Origin of the sequence: Bradyrhizobium sp. ERR14 (assembly GCF_014198235.1) — a bacterium.
Taxonomy (GTDB): Bacteria; Pseudomonadota; Alphaproteobacteria; order Rhizobiales; family Xanthobacteraceae; genus Bradyrhizobium.
In genome coordinates this window covers 462,682-481,313 of the sequence record NZ_JACIHD010000005.1, presented here as the reverse complement: position 1 = coordinate 481,313, position 18,632 = coordinate 462,682, and the positions used below count along the sequence as shown (strand labels likewise).

At 63.8% G+C, this 18,632-nt stretch carries 18 protein-coding genes and 2 pseudogenes; 9 read left to right on the top strand and 11 right to left on the bottom strand.

What is annotated here, in order from left to right:
- Window positions 1-337: 337 nt before the first annotated feature.
- Window positions 338-535 (bottom strand): annotated as a pseudogene (locus GGD62_RS18305) (SDR family oxidoreductase); the annotation flags it as partial.
- A 480-nt stretch (window positions 536-1,015) separates the two neighbouring features.
- Window positions 1,016-2,779, bottom strand: coding sequence for a caspase family protein (locus GGD62_RS18300; RefSeq protein WP_183709327.1), 1,764 nt, complete (start codon window positions 2,777-2,779; stop codon window positions 1,016-1,018).
- Between the two features lie 191 nt (window positions 2,780-2,970).
- Between GGD62_RS18300 and GGD62_RS18295 the strand changes: the two genes are divergently transcribed.
- From GGD62_RS18295 to GGD62_RS18285, 3 genes are read left to right on the top strand one after another with little or no spacing between them, the layout of a single operon-like run.
- Window positions 2,971-3,702, top strand: coding sequence for a haloacid dehalogenase type II (locus GGD62_RS18295; protein ID WP_183709324.1), 732 nt, complete (start codon window positions 2,971-2,973; stop codon window positions 3,700-3,702).
- A gap of 42 nt (window positions 3,703-3,744) precedes the next feature.
- Window positions 3,745-4,212, top strand: a complete 468-nt coding sequence (locus GGD62_RS18290) for a YbaK/EbsC family protein (RefSeq protein ID WP_018321547.1) — start codon at window positions 3,745-3,747, stop codon at window positions 4,210-4,212.
- Between the two features lie 59 nt (window positions 4,213-4,271).
- Window positions 4,272-5,102, top strand: coding sequence for an adenylate/guanylate cyclase domain-containing protein (locus GGD62_RS18285; RefSeq protein WP_183238414.1), 831 nt, complete (start codon window positions 4,272-4,274; stop codon window positions 5,100-5,102).
- 171 nt (window positions 5,103-5,273) lie between these two features.
- Here the strand turns inward: GGD62_RS18285 and GGD62_RS18280 are convergent, their stop codons facing one another.
- On the bottom strand, window positions 5,274-5,615 hold the full coding sequence (locus GGD62_RS18280) for a hypothetical protein (protein ID WP_049815046.1): 342 nt from the start codon (window positions 5,613-5,615) through the stop codon (window positions 5,274-5,276).
- 95 nt (window positions 5,616-5,710) lie between these two features.
- Window positions 5,711-6,697 (bottom strand): tripartite tricarboxylate transporter substrate binding protein, encoded by a 987-nt coding sequence (locus GGD62_RS18275; RefSeq protein WP_179731685.1) that lies wholly within the window; start codon window positions 6,695-6,697, stop codon window positions 5,711-5,713.
- 149 nt (window positions 6,698-6,846) lie between these two features.
- On the opposite strand from GGD62_RS18275, the gene GGD62_RS18270 reads away from it, so the two are divergent.
- A complete protein-coding gene (locus GGD62_RS18270; RefSeq protein ID WP_018321542.1) occupies window positions 6,847-7,104 on the top strand; it encodes a hypothetical protein in 258 nt (85 codons plus the stop codon).
- 274 nt (window positions 7,105-7,378) lie between these two features.
- Here the strand turns inward: GGD62_RS18270 and GGD62_RS18265 are convergent.
- Together GGD62_RS18265 and GGD62_RS18260 are read right to left on the bottom strand one after the other, a co-directional pair.
- Window positions 7,379-7,900 (bottom strand): annotated as a pseudogene (locus GGD62_RS18265) (REP-associated tyrosine transposase).
- 57 nt (window positions 7,901-7,957) lie between these two features.
- Complete coding sequence (locus GGD62_RS18260) at window positions 7,958-8,893, bottom strand: LysR family transcriptional regulator (RefSeq protein ID WP_183238367.1); 936 nt, start codon at window positions 8,891-8,893, stop codon at window positions 7,958-7,960.
- A 117-nt stretch (window positions 8,894-9,010) separates the two neighbouring features.
- Here GGD62_RS18260 and GGD62_RS18255 point away from each other — a divergent pair, with 117 nt between their 5' ends.
- From GGD62_RS18255 to wrbA, 3 genes are all read left to right on the top strand, one after another.
- Window positions 9,011-9,763 (top strand): SDR family NAD(P)-dependent oxidoreductase, encoded by a 753-nt coding sequence (locus GGD62_RS18255; RefSeq protein ID WP_183709322.1) that lies wholly within the window; start codon window positions 9,011-9,013, stop codon window positions 9,761-9,763.
- Between the two features lie 36 nt (window positions 9,764-9,799).
- Entirely contained in the window at window positions 9,800-10,498 is a 699-nt protein-coding gene (locus GGD62_RS18250) for a pirin family protein (protein ID WP_183709320.1), read from the top strand.
- 84 nt (window positions 10,499-10,582) lie between these two features.
- Window positions 10,583-11,182, top strand: coding sequence for an NAD(P)H:quinone oxidoreductase (gene wrbA / locus GGD62_RS18245; RefSeq protein WP_183709318.1), 600 nt, complete (start codon window positions 10,583-10,585; stop codon window positions 11,180-11,182).
- A 60-nt stretch (window positions 11,183-11,242) separates the two neighbouring features.
- Here wrbA and GGD62_RS18240 read toward each other — a convergent pair whose 3' ends face one another.
- Complete coding sequence (locus GGD62_RS18240) at window positions 11,243-11,719, bottom strand: Lrp/AsnC family transcriptional regulator (protein ID WP_183709316.1); 477 nt, start codon at window positions 11,717-11,719, stop codon at window positions 11,243-11,245.
- Window positions 11,720-11,841: 122 nt separating this feature from the next.
- Here GGD62_RS18240 and GGD62_RS18235 point away from each other — a divergent pair, with 122 nt between their 5' ends.
- Complete coding sequence (locus tag GGD62_RS18235; protein ID WP_183709314.1) at window positions 11,842-12,381, top strand: alpha/beta hydrolase; 540 nt, start codon at window positions 11,842-11,844, stop codon at window positions 12,379-12,381.
- Window positions 12,382-12,402: 21 nt separating this feature from the next.
- Here GGD62_RS18235 and GGD62_RS18230 read toward each other — a convergent pair whose 3' ends face one another.
- The 3 genes from GGD62_RS18230 to GGD62_RS18220 form a co-directional block, all read right to left on the bottom strand.
- Window positions 12,403-13,545 (bottom strand): GNAT family N-acetyltransferase, encoded by a 1,143-nt coding sequence (locus GGD62_RS18230; protein WP_183709312.1) that lies wholly within the window; start codon window positions 13,543-13,545, stop codon window positions 12,403-12,405.
- 119 nt (window positions 13,546-13,664) lie between these two features.
- Complete coding sequence (locus GGD62_RS18225) at window positions 13,665-15,017, bottom strand: O-antigen ligase (RefSeq protein WP_183709310.1); 1,353 nt, start codon at window positions 15,015-15,017, stop codon at window positions 13,665-13,667.
- Between the two features lie 15 nt (window positions 15,018-15,032).
- Window positions 15,033-16,133 (bottom strand): glycosyltransferase, encoded by a 1,101-nt coding sequence (locus GGD62_RS18220; RefSeq protein WP_183709308.1) that lies wholly within the window; start codon window positions 16,131-16,133, stop codon window positions 15,033-15,035.
- A 246-nt stretch (window positions 16,134-16,379) separates the two neighbouring features.
- On the opposite strand from GGD62_RS18220, the gene GGD62_RS18215 reads away from it, so the two are divergent.
- A complete protein-coding gene (locus tag GGD62_RS18215) occupies window positions 16,380-17,372 on the top strand; it encodes a glycosyltransferase (protein ID WP_179731702.1) in 993 nt (330 codons plus the stop codon).
- Between the two features lie 3 nt (window positions 17,373-17,375).
- Here the strand turns inward: GGD62_RS18215 and GGD62_RS18210 are convergent, their stop codons facing one another.
- Entirely contained in the window at window positions 17,376-18,404 is a 1,029-nt protein-coding gene (locus GGD62_RS18210) for a glycosyltransferase family 2 protein (RefSeq protein WP_183709306.1), read from the bottom strand.
- Window positions 18,405-18,632 lie beyond the last annotated feature (228 nt).

Here is an 18,632-nt window from a genome sequence, read left to right as displayed (position 1 = left end):
ACCCGGATCGCGCTTCCCTCCGGCGTAAAATCAAGCGCGCTGGCTGGGACAACGCATTCCTCTTGGCCACCCTCAGCCATATGCGATAGCCCTGCCCTGGAGGGGGAGGGGCAGGGAGGGGGGTGCCACTCGGAGATTCTTTCCGTCGCGCACCCTAGAGCGCTGTGCATCGTCAACAGCCGGCGCCTTTTTCTGGGCTACCCCTCTCCCTAGCCCTCCCCCACAAGGGGGGAGGGAACACACCTCCGCCGGGGCGCTCGGTGGATCTTATCTCATCACGCCTTCGAAAGCGCATGAGGGCTTCGATCGAGCGACCGAAGCCCTCATGCTCAAGACCTCATACTTGCGCGAGGCCTCCATCGACGAAGACCTCGCCGCCCGTCATGAAGCTGCTGTCCGAGGACGCCAGGAACGCGACCACCGCGCCGGTCTCGGAGGGATCGCCCACACGGCCGATCGGCGTGGCGCTGCCGAGCGCATCGAACGCTTCCTCGCCGACAATCTCCAGTGCCAGCTCCGTCTTGGTCGCGGCGGGGACGTGCGCCGACTGACTAGCTTGAATGGTTGCATCGAACACCATGCAAACTCTACTGCGTCTGCTTCCTCTTGAAACGGTTGTTTAGACAGTTGGCTGGCGAACAATATTTGCGGTGTTTTGCAAAAGCCGAACCGTCCATGGCGCAACTTCCGGTGGGACATTGTCCGCTGTCAGAGCTCATCTTGGCTGCTGGACTGTGCACCTGAGCCCTCGCTTCGACCGCAAGCACCAGCGAACAAATCACAACCAAAACAACTGCAAAAATCCTCGACATCAACCGCCCCCTCGATTCAGTATCAAGTCAGACTTTACCTAAGAATTGACTCGGAAAGAAAGCAAATCGCTCGTTGAGAGCATACGCCTTGCGCCTCGAGCGCGGAACGTCTCCATCCATTTGAGCTGATGCAATTTCAAAACGCGACTAAGCCGACAACAGCCCGACCACAAGCAACTTTCATTTTTCTCCGCCTTGGTGATTCAGCACGTCGGCTGCCGACTGCACCAGATTTTGGCTCTCTGCGGGTCCATCTGCTGAATAGCCCTTGCGTAACATCCCGTGATGGGGCCCATGCATTTCTGGTAGGTACCGTTAGATAGAGCCGCATCAGCGCGCGTGACGGCGGAGGACGAAGAGGGTCTTACTTCGCGGTGCTGCAGCTCTGGCTTTTTCTTTGCTTCAGGCGACGCTCCCTTCTTCTCGCACTCATTCTCGTCGTTCAGGACGTAGCCCTTGCGGCAGCTGATTTTCGTGCAGCGGTCCCCCTCTGCGCGGTAGCCGTTCTCGCAAATCAGCGGACATATTCGCCCGCCCTTGTTTTTGACGGCGTCGAGCGCGTCGGTAGTGGCGACGCTCACATTCAGTTTCATGCCGGCGTGCTTGTTGAAGAGGTCGAGGGCTTTCTGCGAGGGCTCACCCCAAACGCCGTCTACAACGCCCACATTGCATCCCACGCGACGTAGCTCGGCTTGCAGCGCGCGAGCTGTATCGGCGCTGATCTGCTCCGTCTCGACGGGAGGTGGTAGAGCAGCGACTTGCTGGTTCTTTTCTCGCGAGGCCTTCTCACGAATTGCGAGTTCCCGTGCCGCGTTCTCCTGGGCTGTCAGACGAGCTCTTTCAGCGGCAGCGGCCTTGTCCTGCTCGATCTGCTTGACCTTCTCGGCAGCGATGCGGGCCTCTTCAGCAGCCTTGGCAGCCGCAGCTGCTTTTTCTATCTCGAACTGTCTTGCACCTTCTGCGGCAAGTCGAACCCTCTCCTGCTCCGCTAGCCTCGCCTTTTCAGCGGCAACTGCCCGCGCCTCTTCTGCGGCGATTTTTTTCGCGTGCGCTCTCGCAAGGTTGGCATAGAAGCCATCTGGATATTGAGACAGAAAAGCTTCCCAGCCATCGTGGGTGCCGAGTTGCAGCGCCAGCTCGTAGTCCCTTCGGATTGCCGTCTGAGGATCGGCCTGCGGTCCTGTTGGTGACGGCGCCGCCACTGCCGGGACAAGCGATAGATCATCGCCTCCAAGTGAGCCGTAGAGATATGGCTCTTGCCTATTGGCGGTAGACTTCAAGACTTCGTCGCGGACGTAACCAAAAGCCTTTCGCAGATCCAGGCCCGGCTTGGTAACGTGGTGAACCATCGCCGCCGTGAACGGACTATTCTTGCCATCGCCATCCAGCGCCGTTGAACCTGCCTTTGATGCGAAGGCAATCAGGGTGTTGGGGCTTGACGGTTCTACCTTTGCGAGGCCGCGCCCAATCGCCCTGGACGCGAGGGTCCGCTTCATCACCTTCGAGAACGGGCTGTCACGGCATGCGTCAAGAACCACCAGCCGCAACTTTTTCGCAGGCTCGATCGCTACTAACACCCGATCCAGCGACATTGCCTCGTCATAAATGTCAGTGTCACGTTCGAGGACAGCATCGATCGGGACGAGATAATTGACCCCATCAACCTCGATGCCATGACCTGCATAGTAAACGACCGCAACCTCGGCATCGCGGGACTGTTCGATAAAGTCCCGCAGCGCCCGCCTCATATCAGCTACTTTTAGGTCACGACGCAGGTCTACAAGATCGAAGCCGGCAGCCTTCAAGGTTTCCGCCACGAGTGCTGCGTCGCTGGAGGGATTGCCGAGCCGCGCGACCTTTTCATAAGCCGAATTACCGATCACCAGCGCCACGCGACGCTCGGCATGCGCCGAACCGCAGGTCAGCCAGATGAAAAAGAATAATGAAATCCAGCGAAGAGCGCCCATTGTAGGCCCCGATCAAAGTGTGCGCAGCCTACGTCGAGCCTGATGAAAGGCAAGCATTGGCTCTGTGATGTTGATCACACTTCGATGCAATGCCTGCAGCGGCAAACTTCCGCTGTGCCTTGGTAAGCTAACGACAACGCGTACTCCCCAAGCGAAGCTCTTGTGCCCACAACGGCCCGAAAGGACACCCCATGAGCATCAAAGCCATCGTCTTCGACGCCTACGGAACGCTCTACGACATCCAGTCGGTCGCTGAAATCACCGAGGACGCGTTTCCGGGATACGGCGAGATCATCACGCAGGTCTGGCGCATCAAGCAGCTCGAATACACATGGCTGCGCTCGCTGATGCGGCGCTACCAGGACTTTGCCGCGATCACCCGCGACTCGCTGGCCTATACACTGCGCGTGCTCGGGCTGGCCTATGAGAGCGAGACCTTCGAGCGCGTGATCGAGAAATATCTGCATCTCGACCTCTATCCGGACGCGACAAGCGCACTCACCGCGCTGAAGCCGCGAAAGCTTGCCATCCTCTCCAATGGCAGCCCGGACATGCTGAATGCACTGGTGCGCAACACCAAGCTCGACCGTCTGCTCGATGCCACCATCAGCGTTGACGCGAAGAAGATCTTCAAGCCGAGCCCGGAGGCCTACATGCTGATCGGGGAAGTGCTCGGCACCGCACCGAGCGAGACTCTGTTCGTGTCCTCCAACCCCTGGGACGTCGCGGGCGCGAAGACGTTCGGGCTGAACGTCGCCTGGATCGAGCGGGTGACGCCGGAGGCGATGGCGCTGGCTTGCGTCGAGAACGAACTCGTGGCACCGCTGACCATGTTCAAGGCGATCCGCACCCAGATGGACGAGCTTGGCTTTGCGCCGGATCATCGTGTCCGGGCGCTCTCCGAGCTGACAGGGATTGCTTAGGCATCGCCACCCGCCCGCAAAGTCTGAAATGAGCTGCCCGGAATGAGCCTGGAATCCGTTCGCGCCTTTTTCGCCGAGAAAGCCCCCGACATCTCCGTCATCGAATCCCCGATCAGCTCGGCCACGGTGCCGCTGGCCGCCGAGGCCTATGGCGTCGAGCCCGGAATGATCGCTAAGACGCTGAGCTTGCGCGTCGGCGAGCGCGTGATCCTGATCGTCGCCGCCGGCACCTCGCGCATGGACAACAAGAAGGTCAAGGCGCAGTTTGGCGGCAAGCCGAAGATGCTGGGGCTGGAGGAGGTCGCCGACATCACAGGCCACGAGGTCGGCGGCGTCTGCCCGTTCGGCCTGAAATCGCCGCTCCCGATCTATTGCGATGTGTCGCTGAAGGCATTCGACGTGGTGGTCCCGGCCGCGGGCTCGACCCACAGCGCGGTGCGCATCACGCCCGACCGCATGGCCGAGCTGACCGCCGCCGAATGGGTCGATGTCTGCGAGGTCAGGCCTTAAGGCGGCACCGGGTACGATCCCTGATGCATTTGCCGATCAGGGAGGCTAGCATGGCGCCGATGACCGACGACAAGGTGAAACGACGACTGACCACCGTGCTGTGCGCTGACGTGTACGGCTATTCTCGTCTCATGGAAGCAGACGAGACCGGAACGCTGGAGACGCTCCGCCGCTACCGCACCGCCATCGCGCGATTGGTCGAGCGCCGTGACGGCCGCATCGTGAATACCTGGGGCGATGCCGTGATCGCCGAGTTCGCCAGCGTCGTCGAGGCCGTGCAATGCGCGGTCGAGATTCAGCAGGAGATCTCCAGTCAGGCTGCGGACGCGCCGCAGGCGAGCCCGATGCAGTTTCGCATCGGCATCAACCTCGGCGACGTCATGGTGGACGGCTCTGACATCTATGGCGACGGGGTCAATATCGCATCACGGCTGCAAGAGCTCGCCGAGCCCGGCGGCGTCGTGATCTCGAGCTCGGTCTACGACCAGGTGCACAACAAACTGTCCGTCGGCTTCGACTGCCTCGGCCAGCGTCCCCTGAAGAACATTGCTCCCTTGACCAGCTATCGGCTGACCCTGGGCGGCCGAGCTGCTGCACAAGGGAGCTTCCCGATCGAGGAAAGCGCAACTCCCTCAGAGAGAGCGCGTGCTCCGCGGATCGAAGACAGGCGCGAGCTGTCTTCGGCGACGAATGTCGTCTCGGATTGGCTCGCAAGGCTGCCCCGCCCGCTGGCAGCGGCCCTCACGGTGTCGGCCTTCCTGATCCTGATCAATCTTTTCACTGGCAACAAGATCTGGTTCCATTGGCCGGTCGCGGCCATTCTCTTCGGTGTCGTCCTGCGGATGGTGCTTGGACAACGACCTGAATCGGACAGCAAGACCGAGCGCTGAACGAGGCTGCACGACCGCATCGCCGCGCCTAAAGCGCGATGAGATCTGGATGAATCGTCATCGCGCTTTAGGTTGTTGTTTGCGCATGATCTTTTCCGGAAAACCGCTTCGCACTTTTCCGGATCATGCTTTAGCGCTGCGCAATTTTCCCGATCATGCGCTCTTCAAAGCCTAATCGTCGTAATCGTCATAGGGACGCTGCGGAGGTGGCAGCGGCGCATTGTTATAGCGCGGCGGTGCGGCGCGATTGCGTGGGACCTGCTGCGGCGGCATCTGGTTGTTCGACTGGAACACGGCGCGGCAGCCGCTCGACAGCTGCGGCGTGTTCTGCTGCAGGCAGGCGGTGATCCGGCTCACGTCCGGAATCTGGTCGCTGCAGAGACGCCAGACGTCCGGCGTACACGCCATCTGCTGTTCCATGGTGCCGCGATATTCCTGGGCGAATGCAGCGCCCTGCGCGACGATGCCGCCGACCGCGAGCGCCACACCCAGCGCAATCCGCTCTGTTCGCATGTCCCGATCCTTCTCGATTCCCATCGATTTTCATCAATCAATGAGGCAGGACCCGGTTCTGGACCAACAACAAAATGTGAAAATGGCGCTGGAACCTACTCCACCTTGCCGATCTTCTTCACCGCCGCGATCAGCCGCTTGCTGTCGGTCGCGACGAATTCGGCGAAGGCCGGTGCGTCCTGATAGGCGACGAGGCTGCCCGAGGTTTCGAAGGCCTTGAGCACGTCGGGACTCGTCATCACCTGCGCCATCGCCTCGCGCAGGCGGGTCGCGATCGGCGCGGGAAGAGAGCTCTGTGCGAACAGCCCGGCCCAGATATACATCTCGACGTCCTTGTAGCCGAGCTCCTGGAAGGTCGGCACGTCAGGGAAGCTCGCGATGCGCTGCGCGCCGCAATTGCCGAGCACGCGCAGCTTGCCGTCGTCGACCTGCGGCTTCAGCGTCCCCGGTGCGGCGGCGATCGCCTGCACGGTCCCACCGAGGATTGCGGTGAGCGCGGGACCTGCGCCGCGGAACGGCACGTGCAGCAGCTTGATGCCGGCGCTGCTCGCGAACATCTCCATCGCCACATGCAGCGTGCCGTAAGGCCCTGACGAGCCGTAAGTGATCTGACCCGGGCGCTTCCTGGCATCCTCGACGAAATCCTGCGCCGTCTTCCACGGCGCGGACGCCGGCACCGCCAGCAGCGTGGGATCGGCGAGCACGCGCGCGATCGGCATGAACTGCGAGACCTCGTAGGCGGCGGGACGGTCGAACAGCCGGTCGGCCTCGGGCAGCACCGCGAGCGAGGATAACGTCATCAGCAGCGTGTAGCCGTCGGGCTCGGCGCGTGCCGCCGCGGCATTGCCGACCGAGCCGCCGCCGCCTCCGGCGCGGTTGTCGACGATGACGGCCTTGCCGAGGATCCGCTCCAGCGCCATCGCCACTGGCCGCGCTGCGAGATCGGCCTGTCCGCCGGCCGGAAACGGCACGATCATGGTGATGTTGCGGGCGGGATAGGTCTGCGCGGAGGCCGGTCCGGGTAACGCAGCGCGCAGCAACGGCAGTGCAGCAGCGGCGCGCAGGACGTCGCGTCGATCCATGGCAGATCCCTCCCCCCGATTTTTCTTGTTTCGCACCCAGCCTAGCGCCGCGATCGGCAAGAACAAGACGTTTACGAAGCGTTAGCCATGTTCGGCCGAGCCCGGAACGCATGCCTGGAGCCGCTGTTGCCCTCTTGAGGGAGTGCGTGATGCCTAACATTGGAACCATCGATGTCGCCCTGGACGAGATGCTGGTGAATCTCGCCGCGATCGTTCTGCGGCTTGCAAGGCCCGAAGTGACGCGTACGCCGGAAGCGCGCCGCGCATTGGCGCAATCGGTCCATCAATATGCGGTTTGTGCGAAGCGTTCGAGCGACCCTCGTGTTCACGAACTGAAGTCGCAGCTGGAAGAAACGCTGAAGCCAAGCCTGCGCATCGTCGCGATCGACGGCGTGAAGGTGGCGTAGTCGAAGCCGAAAGACAGCTGCCGTAGGGTGGGCAAAGGCGCGCTCTTCGCGCGCCGTGCCCACGATCACTCTCCGAAATGACCGGCGATGTCGCGCATGTCCCCGCCCCAATCCAAAGGCCTCCCGCGCGCCCGATATCGAGACACCTGTGATCTCTTCAGGCAAAGACGTGGGCACGCTTCGCTTTGCCCACCCTACGATAGTTTGCACAAACGACAGATTGGCGAGCTGCCGTAGGGGGGGCAAAGGCGCGCTGCGCGCGCCGTGCCCACGGTCACTCTCCGAAATGACCGGCGATGTCGCGCATGTCCCCGCCCCAATCCACGGGGAGGTCGCCCTGCTCCACGTAACGATGAAAGCTGCTGAGGGACCAGTCGCGCACGCGCGTGACGAGCCCGTGTTTCACGGGATTGAAATGGATGTAATCAACGTGTCGCTCCAGATCTGCGTCGTCGCGAATTGTGTGCTCCTAGAAACGCCGCTGCCAGATGCCTTTCTCGCGCTTCTTCAATTTGCTCATTGAAGGCGGCCCGCCCTCCAAGCCTCTCGAAAATCCACCCTTGATCAGATTCCACCGCGACGAAAAATCAGCATCGGCCTCCGGAAGCAACCAAACAGCATGGAGATGGTCGGGCAGGATACAAATGGCGATCGTCTCGAACGGGCGGCGCTGCTGAACTGTTCGGTAAATTCGCCTGAGGCGATCAACTTGGTCCACGAGCAGCGTGCTCGAGCGGTCGGCGAGCACGACGGTGAAGAAGAACATGCTGCCTTGTGCGCGGCGATATCGAGACACTTGCGATCCCCTCGAGCGACGACGTGGGCACGCTTCGCTTTGCCCACCCTACGGCAGTTACGTTGCCCTCGCACCTTTCTTCGCCCGCCGCTTGCAGGTGCCCGGCAGCTTGGCCGCGAGGAAATCGCCGAGCGCTTCGACGCGGGCGGGACGGGGGCCGCCGGGTGGGGTCACCAGGTGCACGGCGCCTTCGGCCTGCTTCCAGTCCTTCAGGATCACTTCGACGGCGCCCGACGAGATCGCTTCGCCAACGATGAATTCGGGCAGCTCGGCGATGCCGAGGCCCGCAATCAGCGCCGGCATCACGGCTTCGCCGTTGTTGACGCGGAGCTGTCCACCCGGGCGCACGCTGGCCTGCTCGCCGGCGGAATTGGTGTAGTGCCAGATGTTGGGCGTCGACATATAGGCGTAGCTGAAGCACTTGTGCTCGGCCAGGTGCATCGGATGCGTCGGCCGGCCGTGCTTCTTCAGATAGGACGGCGCGGCCACGGTGAAGCGCGGCATGGTGAAGAGCCGCCGCGCGAGCAGCGAGGAGTCCGGTAGCCGCGCGATCCGCACCGCCATGTCAAAACCCTCGCCGATCAGGTCGACGGTCGCATCGCTCAAATGCAGATCGACCGAGACTTCCGGATAGGCCTCGAAAAACTCCGGCAGCAGCGGCGCCACCGCCTTGATGCCGAACGTCATGGGCACGGCGAGCCGCACCAGGCCCCGCGGCGCCACCGATTGCGCCAGCGCCTCGTTCTCCGCCGCTTCACCGTCGGCCAACAGGCGCGTCGCGCGCTCGGCGAGCTTGTGCCCGGCATCGGTCAGCGCGAGCCGGCGCGAGGTGCGGTTGAACAGCCGGGCGCCGAGACGCTCCTCCAGGCGGGTGACCGCCTTGGACACAGTCGCCTTCGACATCGCCAGCTCGCTCGCGGCCCCCGCGAACGACCGCAATTCCACGACTTTTGCGAAGATCGCGAGTGCCTCGAAATCGGGAAGTTTTGCCATGGCGACCCATCCATAGGGATATTTATGGAAACAATGCGTTTCAACAGTTTCTATTTCTATACCACAGACGGAGGCTTATCCAAGGGGTCATCAGACATTCAGGACTGGAGAAATCCAATGACCAAGAAGCTCTCAGGCAAGGTTGCCCTCGTCACCGGCGGCTCGCGCGGCATCGGCGCGGCTTCTGCCCGCGCTCTCGCAGACGAAGGCGCGGATGTCGCCATCAGCTACGTGGCCTCGCCGGAAAAGGCGGAAGCCGTCGTCACCGAGTTGAAGGCCAAGGGCGTCAGGGCCCGCGCTTTCAGGGCGGACCAGGCTTCCGCCAGGGACGTCACGCAACTGGTCAACGACGTCGCCAGGGAATTCGGCCATCTCGACATCCTCGTCAACAATGCCGGCGTTGCCGCGGGCGGTGCCATCGACGACGCCAATGCCGACACGGATGCCCTCGCCCGCCAGGATCAGGTCAACGTGCACGGCGTCATCGCGGCAATCCGCGCCGCCTCGCAGCTGATGGGTGAAGGCGGCCGCATCGTCACCGTCGGCTCCATGCTGGCCGACCGCGCCTCGTTCCCGGGCCTTGCCGACTACGTCGCCACCAAGGCGGCAGTCGTCGGCTACACCAAGGGCGCAGCGCGCGACCTCGGACCGCGCGGCATCACCGTGAACGTGGTGCAGCCCGGCTCGATCGACACCGACATGAATCCGAAGGATGGCGGCGAGTTCGCCGAGACCCAGCGCAAGCAGCACGCGCTGCAGCGCTTCGGCCGTCCCGAGGAAGTCGCCGCCGGCATCGTCTTCCTCGCAAGCCCGGACGCCTCCTTCGTCACCGGCACGGTGCTCAACGTCGACGGCGGGTTCGGCGCCTGATCGAGGCGCCAACCACCCACACAAGGAATTACGCAGATGATCGAACTCAGACCTTTCAATAAGCTCGGCGGCGCCGACCACGGCTGGCTCAAGGCCAAGCATCACTTCTCCTTCGCTGACCATTACGACCCGAACAACATGGGTCACGGCGCATTGCGGGTGTGGAACGACGACGAGATCGCGCCCAACACCGGCTTTCCCGCCCATCCCCACGCCAACATGGAGATCATCACCTATGTGCGCGAGGGCGCGATCACCCATCAGGACAGCCTCGGCAACGAGGGCCGCACTGAAGCGGGCGACGTGCAGGTGATGAGTGCCGGCAGCGGCATCCGCCACTCCGAGTACAATCTGGAGCCGACCCAGACGCGGATCTTCCAGATCTGGATCGAGCCGACGACGCGCGGCGGACAGCCGACCTGGGGTTCGAAGCCGTTTCCGAAAGCGGATCGCTCCGGCAAGCTCGTCACCATCGCGAGCGGGTTCGATGACGATGCGGATGCGCTGCCGATCCGCGCCGATGCGCGGGTGCTCGCCACCACGCTCAAGGCGGGCGAGAGCGCGGAGTACGCACCAGAGAAGGCGCGGCATCTCTACCTGGTGCCTGCGGCAGGTTCAGTCGAGATCAACGGCGTGCGCGTCAACGCCCGCGACGGCGCCGCGATCCGCGACGAGGACCGGCTGAAGATCACCGCGCTCGAGGACACCGAGCTCGTGCTCGTCGACGCGGCCTGACGACTCTCTCCGTCATGGCCGGGCTTGTCCCGGCCATCCACGCCTCAAACAACCATTCAAACTCATCCCCCAACGGAGACCACCATGACCAAAGTTCTCGTCCTCTATTATTCCGCCTATGGCCATATCGAGGCGATGGCCAACGCCGTCGCCGAGGGCGCGCGCGAGGCCGGCGCCACCGTCGACATCAAGCGCGTGCCGGAGCTCGTGCCGGCCGAGGTCGCCAAAGCCTCCTATTACAAGGTCGATCAGGCCGCCCCCATCGCCAAGATTGAGGATCTCGCCAGCTACGATGCAATCATCGTCGGCACCGGCACCCGCTTCGGCCGCATGGCCTCGCAGATGGCGAACTTCCTCGACCAGGCGGGCGGGCTCTGGGCCAAGGGCGCGCTGCACGGCAAGGTCGGCGGCGCCTTCACATCGACTGCGACCCAGCATGGCGGCCAGGAGACGACGCTGTTCTCGATCATCACCAACCTCTTGCATTTCGGCATGGTCGTGGTCGGCATGAACTACGGCTTCGCCGGCCAGATGAAGCTCGACGAAGTCACCGGCGGCGCACCCTACGGCGCCACCACGATCACCGGCGGCGACGGCAGCCGCCAGCCCAGCGCCAACGAGCTCGCCGGCGCGCGCTATCAGGGCCGCCAGATCGCGGAGACCGCCAAGAAGCTCCATGGCTAAGCTCCATGGCTAGCCACACGGCTGATGCGACGGGCGGCATTCTCTTTCGGGAATGCCGCCTCAGCTCCGCTCGGCCTTCTTCCTGACGAGGTCTTTGCCGATCGGCCGCGCCGGTTCGCTCCGCAGCACCAGCGAGGTCGTCACAGTGCCGAAACCGGCAATGCGATCCACGATCGTTTCGAGATCTTCCGGCGCCGGAACCAGCACCTTCAGCACGAAGCAGTCATCGCCGGTCACGCGATGGACCTCGATGATGTACGGAATCTCGCTGAATCTCTTCAGGCAGGTCTTGATGTGCTCATGCGACGTGCGCAGGCGCACCAGCGCCATCAGGCCAAGCCCGAGCGCGCGCGGGTTGATCCGGGCACCGTAGCCTTCGATGATGCCGGCTTCCTCGAGCCGCTTGACGCGCTCGGAGACGGCCGGCTGGGACAGGCCGACGGAACGGCCAAGCTCGGACAACGGCACGCGCGCATTGGCCTGCAGCGCCTCCAGGATCTTCAGATCCTTGGCGTCGATGCTTCCGAAACGATCCAAGAAAATTCTCCATTCCGCCTTGAGATCATCGGCAGATGATCGATTCCGCCGATGACTTGCCATGTCCCGCAGCACCCTGACCGGCCACACTGCGCCCCCATCTCAGATATCACGGGACGATCATGCACGACATCATCACCTTGCCCGGCCTCGGCGGCTCCGGCGAAACCCATTGGCAGACCCTCTGGGAGCGCAGTGATGCCCGCTTCAATCGATTTCAGCCGACGAGCTGGGACCGGCCCGAGCTCGACGACTGGGAGCAATCGCTGGAGCGAGCGGTCAGCCGCTACGCGAAGCCGCCCGTGCTGGTGGCCCACAGCCTCGCCTGCCTGCTCGTGGCGCACTGGGCCGCCCGCTTCCCATCCGCGATCGCCGGCGCGTTTCTGGTCGCGGTGCCCGATCCTGACGGCACCAGCTTTCCCGCCGAGGCCGCCGCGTTCAAGCCGGTCCCCGACCGCGCGCTGCGCTTCCCTTCGCTCATCATCGCCAGCACGAACGATCCCTATGGCAGCCTCGAGGTGACACAGCGACGCGCACGCGCGTGGCAGTCGGGCCTGATTGTGCCGGGCGCACTCGGCCACATCAATGGGTCGAGCGGGCTCGGCGACTGGTCGCAGGGTCGCGCATTGCTGGATGCCTTCTGCGCGGGCCTTCCGAGATGACGGGCGAGCAGACAGCCTGTGTCAGCGCATCTTGCGTATCGCCCGCGCCGCGAGGGCGGCGGCCGCGGGATAGCGGCGCAGGCCCTGCGCGGCGTGGTCGCGCCATGCGAAAGGAGCGCCGCGCCAGGTCAGCGCGACGCTGACGTCGGTCAGCGGCACCCGCTCGGCGCCGAAGCGCCGCTTGTAGTCCTGATTGCCGATGCTGAGGTCGAAACGGCGCACGCCCGCCGCATGCATCGCGGCCATGGTGCGCTCGGCGACGAGCAGCCCCGGCGAGCAGCTCGACCATGAGTCGCCGCCGTGGCTGATGCGCAGCAGGTAATAAGTCGCGCCTTGCCTGATGCCGAATGACGTGGCGATGACAGCTTCATCGCAGACCAGTGCCGCAACGACGGCATAGCCTTCCGCGACGCCCTGGCGGGCAACCTCGCGGTAGAACTGCGCATGGGCGTCGTCATTGAGGACGAACCGCGAGCCGAGCTTTCGCATGCGCGCCTGCTGCTGCACATCCATGACGTCCAGCAGCTCATGCGCGCGCGCAACGTCCGCGGCGATCTCGAACCGCGCGCCTTGGTGACGGCTGAAGACGCGCCAGCAGCGCGGCATCTGCATGCGCTTGATCGACGCTTGATAGTTCTCATAGTCGTCGCCCATCAGCACGACATTGCCGTTCAGCGATGAGGATCCGATCCGCCCGAACGCCACCAGCGGATTCGGCTTGCCACCGACCTGGGCTGGCATCTTCTTCAGGCGGAGCAGGTCGAAGCGGTCCGGCAAGGCGCGCAATGCCTCGACCAGTGCCAAGCTGATCGCATCCATCGCCGCCGCGTCCAACGCGGCATCGCTCGCCAGGATCGGCGCGTTGTTGTCGGAGACGCCGAGATCGGCGAATTCGACGATGCGGATGTCGCGCCTGATGTGGCTGATCATCGGCACCATCGCGATGTCCTTGCCGGTGGCGGCATCCGAGATGATCGCGATCAGCGGCGCAAAATCGTGAAACGCCTCATACCATGCATCGAGCCAGTAACCATGCTGGAATGCGGTGCGATGCCCGGCGCTCAGACGCGACGCGGCCTGCCGCCAGTCACGCAGGAAATCGACAGCGATGTTCGACGTGCTGGACACGAGGCCATCTGGTTGCTCGACGCTGAGGAACGTCATCTGCGGGGCATACGATTACTGAATGTTTCGAGATAGATTATGTTTTGTCGCACACCACAAGAGACCTAGCCGCTCAATCGTTAAGCCGATGCCACCATCGCCCCGACTGCGACAAGCTGTCAGCGCTCCGGTTCCATCTGCTCGACGCATTGGAACCTGGCGAGGAAATGCAGGCCGGCCACCGCGAGCGCGAACATGAACCAGATCGGATTCTGCCGTTCGAGCAGGAAGGTCTCGGTCGCGCCGTAATACAGGCCGAACAGCCATACGGTCAGGAACAGCTTTGCCAGTGCGCCACTGCGGTTGTGTGTCTGGGCTGACTGGAAATTACGGAGGGGGGCGAGCACGAACACGAGAATCACGAGCAGCAGCCCCGGCAGACCGATGGTGACCGCGAGGTCGAGATAGCTGTTGTGGCTGTGCGCCGCCGACGTCGCCCATTCGGCGCCCTGGGCGGTCTGCCGCGCCGTGACATCATCCCAGAAGGCCGCATAGCCGTGACCGGTGACCGGCTTCTCGGCGACGGCCGCCAGCGCGAACTCCCAGATCGCGGAACGGCCGGTGAAGGTCGGATCGAGCGGCAGCAGCCGCGTCATGCCGCCGAGCGTCGGGCTCAAGACACTGCCGACCGTCAAAAGGTTCATCACGATCAGCGGCACGAAGCAGATGATCCGCTTCAGCCACAGACTCGGCGTCACGTAGACCAGCGACGCGAGCGCGTAGATCGCAAGGCACAGCACCGACGACGTCTTGCCGCCGGTGAAGATCAGGAAGATGCCGGCCAGCGCGGCGATCGCCGGTCCCATCACGAACGAGCCGACGGCGGTCAGGTAGATCCCGACATAGACCAGGATGGTCATCACGGGCGAGGCGATGTTCTTATGGCCAAAACTGCCGCGCCAGTCGCCGGCAAGCTGCGGCTCGCCAATATCGAGCCCGGTGTGGATCGAATAGTGCGGCGCGAGGAAGACGCCGAGATAGCAGAGCGCGAGCAGCACCAGCGCGGCAGCACCCAGGCACAGGTTGAAGCTGCGCTGCGTCGGCGGCAGCAATGGCAGCAGGACTGCGAGCGACGTCACGCTGGCGGCGAGCACGAAGCGCTGGATCGAAACGCCGCGGCTTTCGGAGAGGACGATGTTGATCACCAGCCAGCCCACGAGGCAGAGATGAAGCGGCGTCACCAGAGTCTTCAGCGCGGGCGCATCCGTGGTCGCGACGAGCAGCACCGCGACCGCAGCGAGCAGTCCCCACGAAACATAGGCCAGCGCCATTCGTCCGCCGACGACGGTGGTGACATCGGGATTGCGCAGGTCCGGGAACGGATCGAGCGTCACGAGCACCAGCAGCAGCGAGGCGACGGCGACGAGGCAGCGCGCCGCCTGCACGGCATTGAGCTCCGCCAAGCCGTCGCGGAAGGCGCGGCTCAACGATCGGGCCTCGAGGTCAGTGATGTCGGCGGCGCTGCGGTCCATGCTGCGGTCCACGGCTCAAGACACTTGGTGACGCCGGTGAAGCTCGAGGTCCTGGCTCAAGCCCATTGAGCGTCCGTCACCCGGCCTTTCGGAAGTCTGCGCCGCCGGCTGCCGCACGATGCTCCGCGCGATCTCGTAATATTGCAGCGCCCGTTGCTCCAGCGTGAGACTGTCCAGGATATAGCCGCGCGGATCGAACGCGCCCCCGGCACACCCTTCCCAGAAATTGTCCCACCCCGCCTCGAATCCCGCGACGTCGACGAATTTGGCCCCGCAGCGCTCATCCCAATACGGCACCGACGACACCGGCGCGAACTGCACGCGGTGCGGATAGTAATCGGGGTCTCGCCACGGGCCGCCCGGATCCCAGGCGAATACAGGCACGCCGCAAGACAAGGCCTGCTGATAGGCGATGCCCTGGCTTTCGTTCTGGCACAGGAAGATCATCGCGCGCGAGGCCGCCAGCGCCGACTGATAATCTTCTTCCTTGTAGCTGCCATAACGCAGCTCAGTGAACGAGCGGCCCTCTTTTCGCAGACGGGCGCGGACGGGTTCGATCAACTCCGGCGCATAGCGCTCGCGGTCCCAGTGGACCTTGTCGTAGATCAGCACATCGACAGCCTTCTGCGACGACTGCGACGGCACCCAGAGATCGGTATCGATACCGACCGGCCAGGCCTCCGTCTCGGGCCAATACGGCCGGTACATGTCGACGTACCAGGGCCCGGGCACCACGACCTTCTTCACCGGCAGGCGCTTGAACAGATCGGGGTCGTCGAGCGGATGATTGTGGGCGGCGACGCCGAGCAGGATCGGATTCTTCCACGCGAATTTGTCGAGCAGGAAGGTGCGGCCGACGATGCAGGCGAGCTCGTCGGGATGCCGCGCGATGTAGCCGTAATCGTTGACGCGGTAGCGGATGCCGAGCCGATCGAGCCCCGCACAGAGATTGAGGAACACGCGAAGCTGACCGCTCATGCGCGGCTCGCCGAGCAGCAACCGGCGCGCCATGCGTCGCAGATGCCGGTCGCCGGGAAACCAGCGATCGTCCTTGTCCTCATAGAAGAGGTTGAGGATCATCGCATCTGGGTCGTGTTCGAATGTCTTTGCGGGCACTGGATTCCATCCGCGGCAGCCGGATGCGCATTCTCGCATGGGACCGGCGGTCGCACTCTTCCAAATTTGCCACAGGCTTAATGCCAGCGGCTTAACGCTAATTGACGAAACCAGCGCCACACACGGCTTCACGGCAACGATCTGGCTGTAATGCGAGTATCATTCTCGGGGCCTGCCCACGTTGCGATCGATCGCATCATCCATTCAGCGCACGCGTCCTGGTTAACAGACTCTTAAAGGCGAGCCGTGGCTCAGATCACCGCCGAAGACGTCCTCGATTTGCCGGCCACCAGACGCGTCGTTCCGGCGGCACGCCAGCCGCTGCCGTCGAGCTCGACCTGGTCGGTGTCCGTCGTCATTCCCGCCAAGAACGTTGCGGCCTATGTCGGCGAAACCCTCGCCAGCGCACTGGTGCAGGGCGAGGTGGGCGAAGTCATCGTCGTGGACGACGGCTCGACCGACAACACCGCCGCCATTGTCCGCGGCATTCGCGATCCGCGGCTGCACCTGATCACGAATGATTCCGCCGGTGTGTCGGCAGCGCGCAATCTCGGTGCGCGATATGCCCGCGGCGACTGGCTGCTCTTCCTCGATGCCGATGACCGCCTTCGCCCCGGCGCAGTGGCGGCGCTGCTGGAGGCGGCACGCGCGGCTCCGCGGGCGGTGCTCGTCTATGGCGATTACAACACGATCGACAGCGAAGGACATCAGATCGGCCGGCGCGGCCTGCTGAAGGGGCGCCGGAAGCCGTCCGGCGACGTGCTGACGCGGCTCGCCGCCGGCAATTTCATCGTCAATGGCGGTATTGCGCTGGCACGCGCGGAAGCCTTCCGCGCCATCGGTGGTTTCGACACCTCGCTCAGATATTGCGAGGATTGGCATTGCTGGTGCCGCTTGGCAGCGATCGGCGAGTTCGAGTTCGCGCCAAAACTGCTGCTCGATTATCGCTTGCATACCGCCAACACCATGAACGCGGCGGTGCGGACGCCGAAGGATTTCTTCCCTGCCATCGCGCGGGTATTCGACGACGGATTGATCCTGGCACGCCTGCCCGAGGGCTCGGCGGCCGGACTGCGCCTCGCCGCCGAACTTCATCTCATCACCTACTCGGCGATGCAGGCGGTTCGCTTCGGCCGATATCGCCAGGCTTTTGGCTATCTTGGAATGGTCGGCCGGCGCTCGCTCAAGGCGTTGCCGCGCGCCGCGGCCAGGACCGCCCTCGCCCGCTTCGGCATCTAGTCGTCACGACACGATCTTCGAGGCCTCATAGGGCTTCGGCTCGATCCCGAACGCGGCGAGCATCGAGCCGAACGCGACCATCACGGGGTGCATCGCGACGAGGGCCTTCGACGACGTCAGCAGACCTGCGGACCGAACCAGCGAGAGCGGCAACCGTCCGAGCATCTGTACGAATACCCGCGCCCGCGCTGCCGCGCTCTGCGCGGCCTTGTACTGCACGCGATAATTGATCGCGCCGATGCGCAGGCCACGCTTGGCGATCCAGCCGAGGCTCGTGCGGCTTTGCGGTACGGTCTCGGTGATGACGGCCTCCGCCGTCCAGTGGAAGATCATGCCGGCATCACGGCACCGCACGAAGAAATCGCAATCGCCGCCGCCGAGGAAATTGAAGCGCAGGTCGAAGGCGGGACGATCGAACCGCTCGAAGGCCGCACGCGTGATCAGACAATTGCCGCAGCCATAGATCAGCGGCACCGCGCCGGAATAGTCGTAGGCGGGACGGAAAGCGGGATGACGCGACAGCCACGGCTTGCTGTCGTCATCGAACACAGGCAGCACCGGCCCGCCGACCACGTCGGCGCCGGTCGCCTCCGCGGTGCGGACCATCAGTTCGAGCCAGTCGCTTGACGCGATCTCGTCGTCGTCGATCATCAGGAAGCGGGTCGCGGCTGGAAACAGTGCCTGCGCCGTCTCGAACGCAGCATTGATCGCCTGGCAATTGCCCTGCCGCTTCTCGACGAGGCAGACACCCTGCAGCCTGCCGGCGGCCAGAAACTCCGCGGCAACCGGCGCGCTCTCGCGCTGCGCGGCATCGTTCTCGACCATGACGACGGCAAAGGAACGCGGGGTCCGCTGGTTCGCCAGCGACTCCAGCGTCAGCCGCAGATGCTGCGGACGGCGGAAGCAGGGAATGCAGACGACGATACCGACCGACAGGTCGATGACGCGGGAGCTCGCCGCGATCTCCCGGTTGGGATCGCGCACGGCATCCGCGATACGCGTGGCAGACAGGTCTGTCGGGATCAATGTCATGACGTTCTAGATGTCCGAGATATATTGAAAAAGCCCTGCTTCATTCGTACGTCCCGCGACGGCACATCGTCGCGGGACAGATGCGTCCCAAAACGAACGCCAGTTGATGGCGCGTGCCCGCGCCTCACGCCAGTCTCCCGACCGTCCCAAGACAACATCATGCGTTTAACCGCTTTCGCCTGTTTCTCCCGCGAAATCATGCGCACGTGGTACTGCAATTCGCGGTCC

Bases quoted from the DNA above. Each gene is read 5' to 3' on its own strand.
- GGD62_RS18300 (WP_183709327.1), bottom strand. From the start codon at position 2,779: ATGGGCGCTCTTCGCTGGATTTCATTATTCTTTTTCATCTGGCTGACC.
- GGD62_RS18295 (WP_183709324.1), top strand. From the start codon at position 2,971: ATGAGCATCAAAGCCATCGTCTTCGACGCCTACGGAACGCTCTACGAC.
- GGD62_RS18290 (WP_018321547.1), top strand. From the start codon at position 3,745: ATGAGCCTGGAATCCGTTCGCGCCTTTTTCGCCGAGAAAGCCCCCGAC.
- GGD62_RS18285 (WP_183238414.1), top strand. From the start codon at position 4,272: ATGACCGACGACAAGGTGAAACGACGACTGACCACCGTGCTGTGCGCT.
- GGD62_RS18280 (WP_049815046.1), bottom strand. From the start codon at position 5,615: ATGCGAACAGAGCGGATTGCGCTGGGTGTGGCGCTCGCGGTCGGCGGC.
- GGD62_RS18275 (WP_179731685.1), bottom strand. From the start codon at position 6,697: ATGGATCGACGCGACGTCCTGCGCGCCGCTGCTGCACTGCCGTTGCTG.
- GGD62_RS18270 (WP_018321542.1), top strand. From the start codon at position 6,847: ATGCCTAACATTGGAACCATCGATGTCGCCCTGGACGAGATGCTGGTG.
- GGD62_RS18260 (WP_183238367.1), bottom strand. From the start codon at position 8,893: ATGGCAAAACTTCCCGATTTCGAGGCACTCGCGATCTTCGCAAAAGTC.
- GGD62_RS18255 (WP_183709322.1), top strand. From the start codon at position 9,011: ATGACCAAGAAGCTCTCAGGCAAGGTTGCCCTCGTCACCGGCGGCTCG.
- GGD62_RS18250 (WP_183709320.1), top strand. From the start codon at position 9,800: ATGATCGAACTCAGACCTTTCAATAAGCTCGGCGGCGCCGACCACGGC.
- wrbA (WP_183709318.1), top strand. From the start codon at position 10,583: ATGACCAAAGTTCTCGTCCTCTATTATTCCGCCTATGGCCATATCGAG.
- GGD62_RS18235 (WP_183709314.1), top strand. From the start codon at position 11,842: ATGCACGACATCATCACCTTGCCCGGCCTCGGCGGCTCCGGCGAAACC.
- GGD62_RS18230 (WP_183709312.1), bottom strand. From the start codon at position 13,545: ATGACGTTCCTCAGCGTCGAGCAACCAGATGGCCTCGTGTCCAGCACG.
- GGD62_RS18225 (WP_183709310.1), bottom strand. From the start codon at position 15,017: ATGGACCGCAGCGCCGCCGACATCACTGACCTCGAGGCCCGATCGTTG.
- GGD62_RS18210 (WP_183709306.1), bottom strand. From the start codon at position 18,404: ATGACATTGATCCCGACAGACCTGTCTGCCACGCGTATCGCGGATGCC.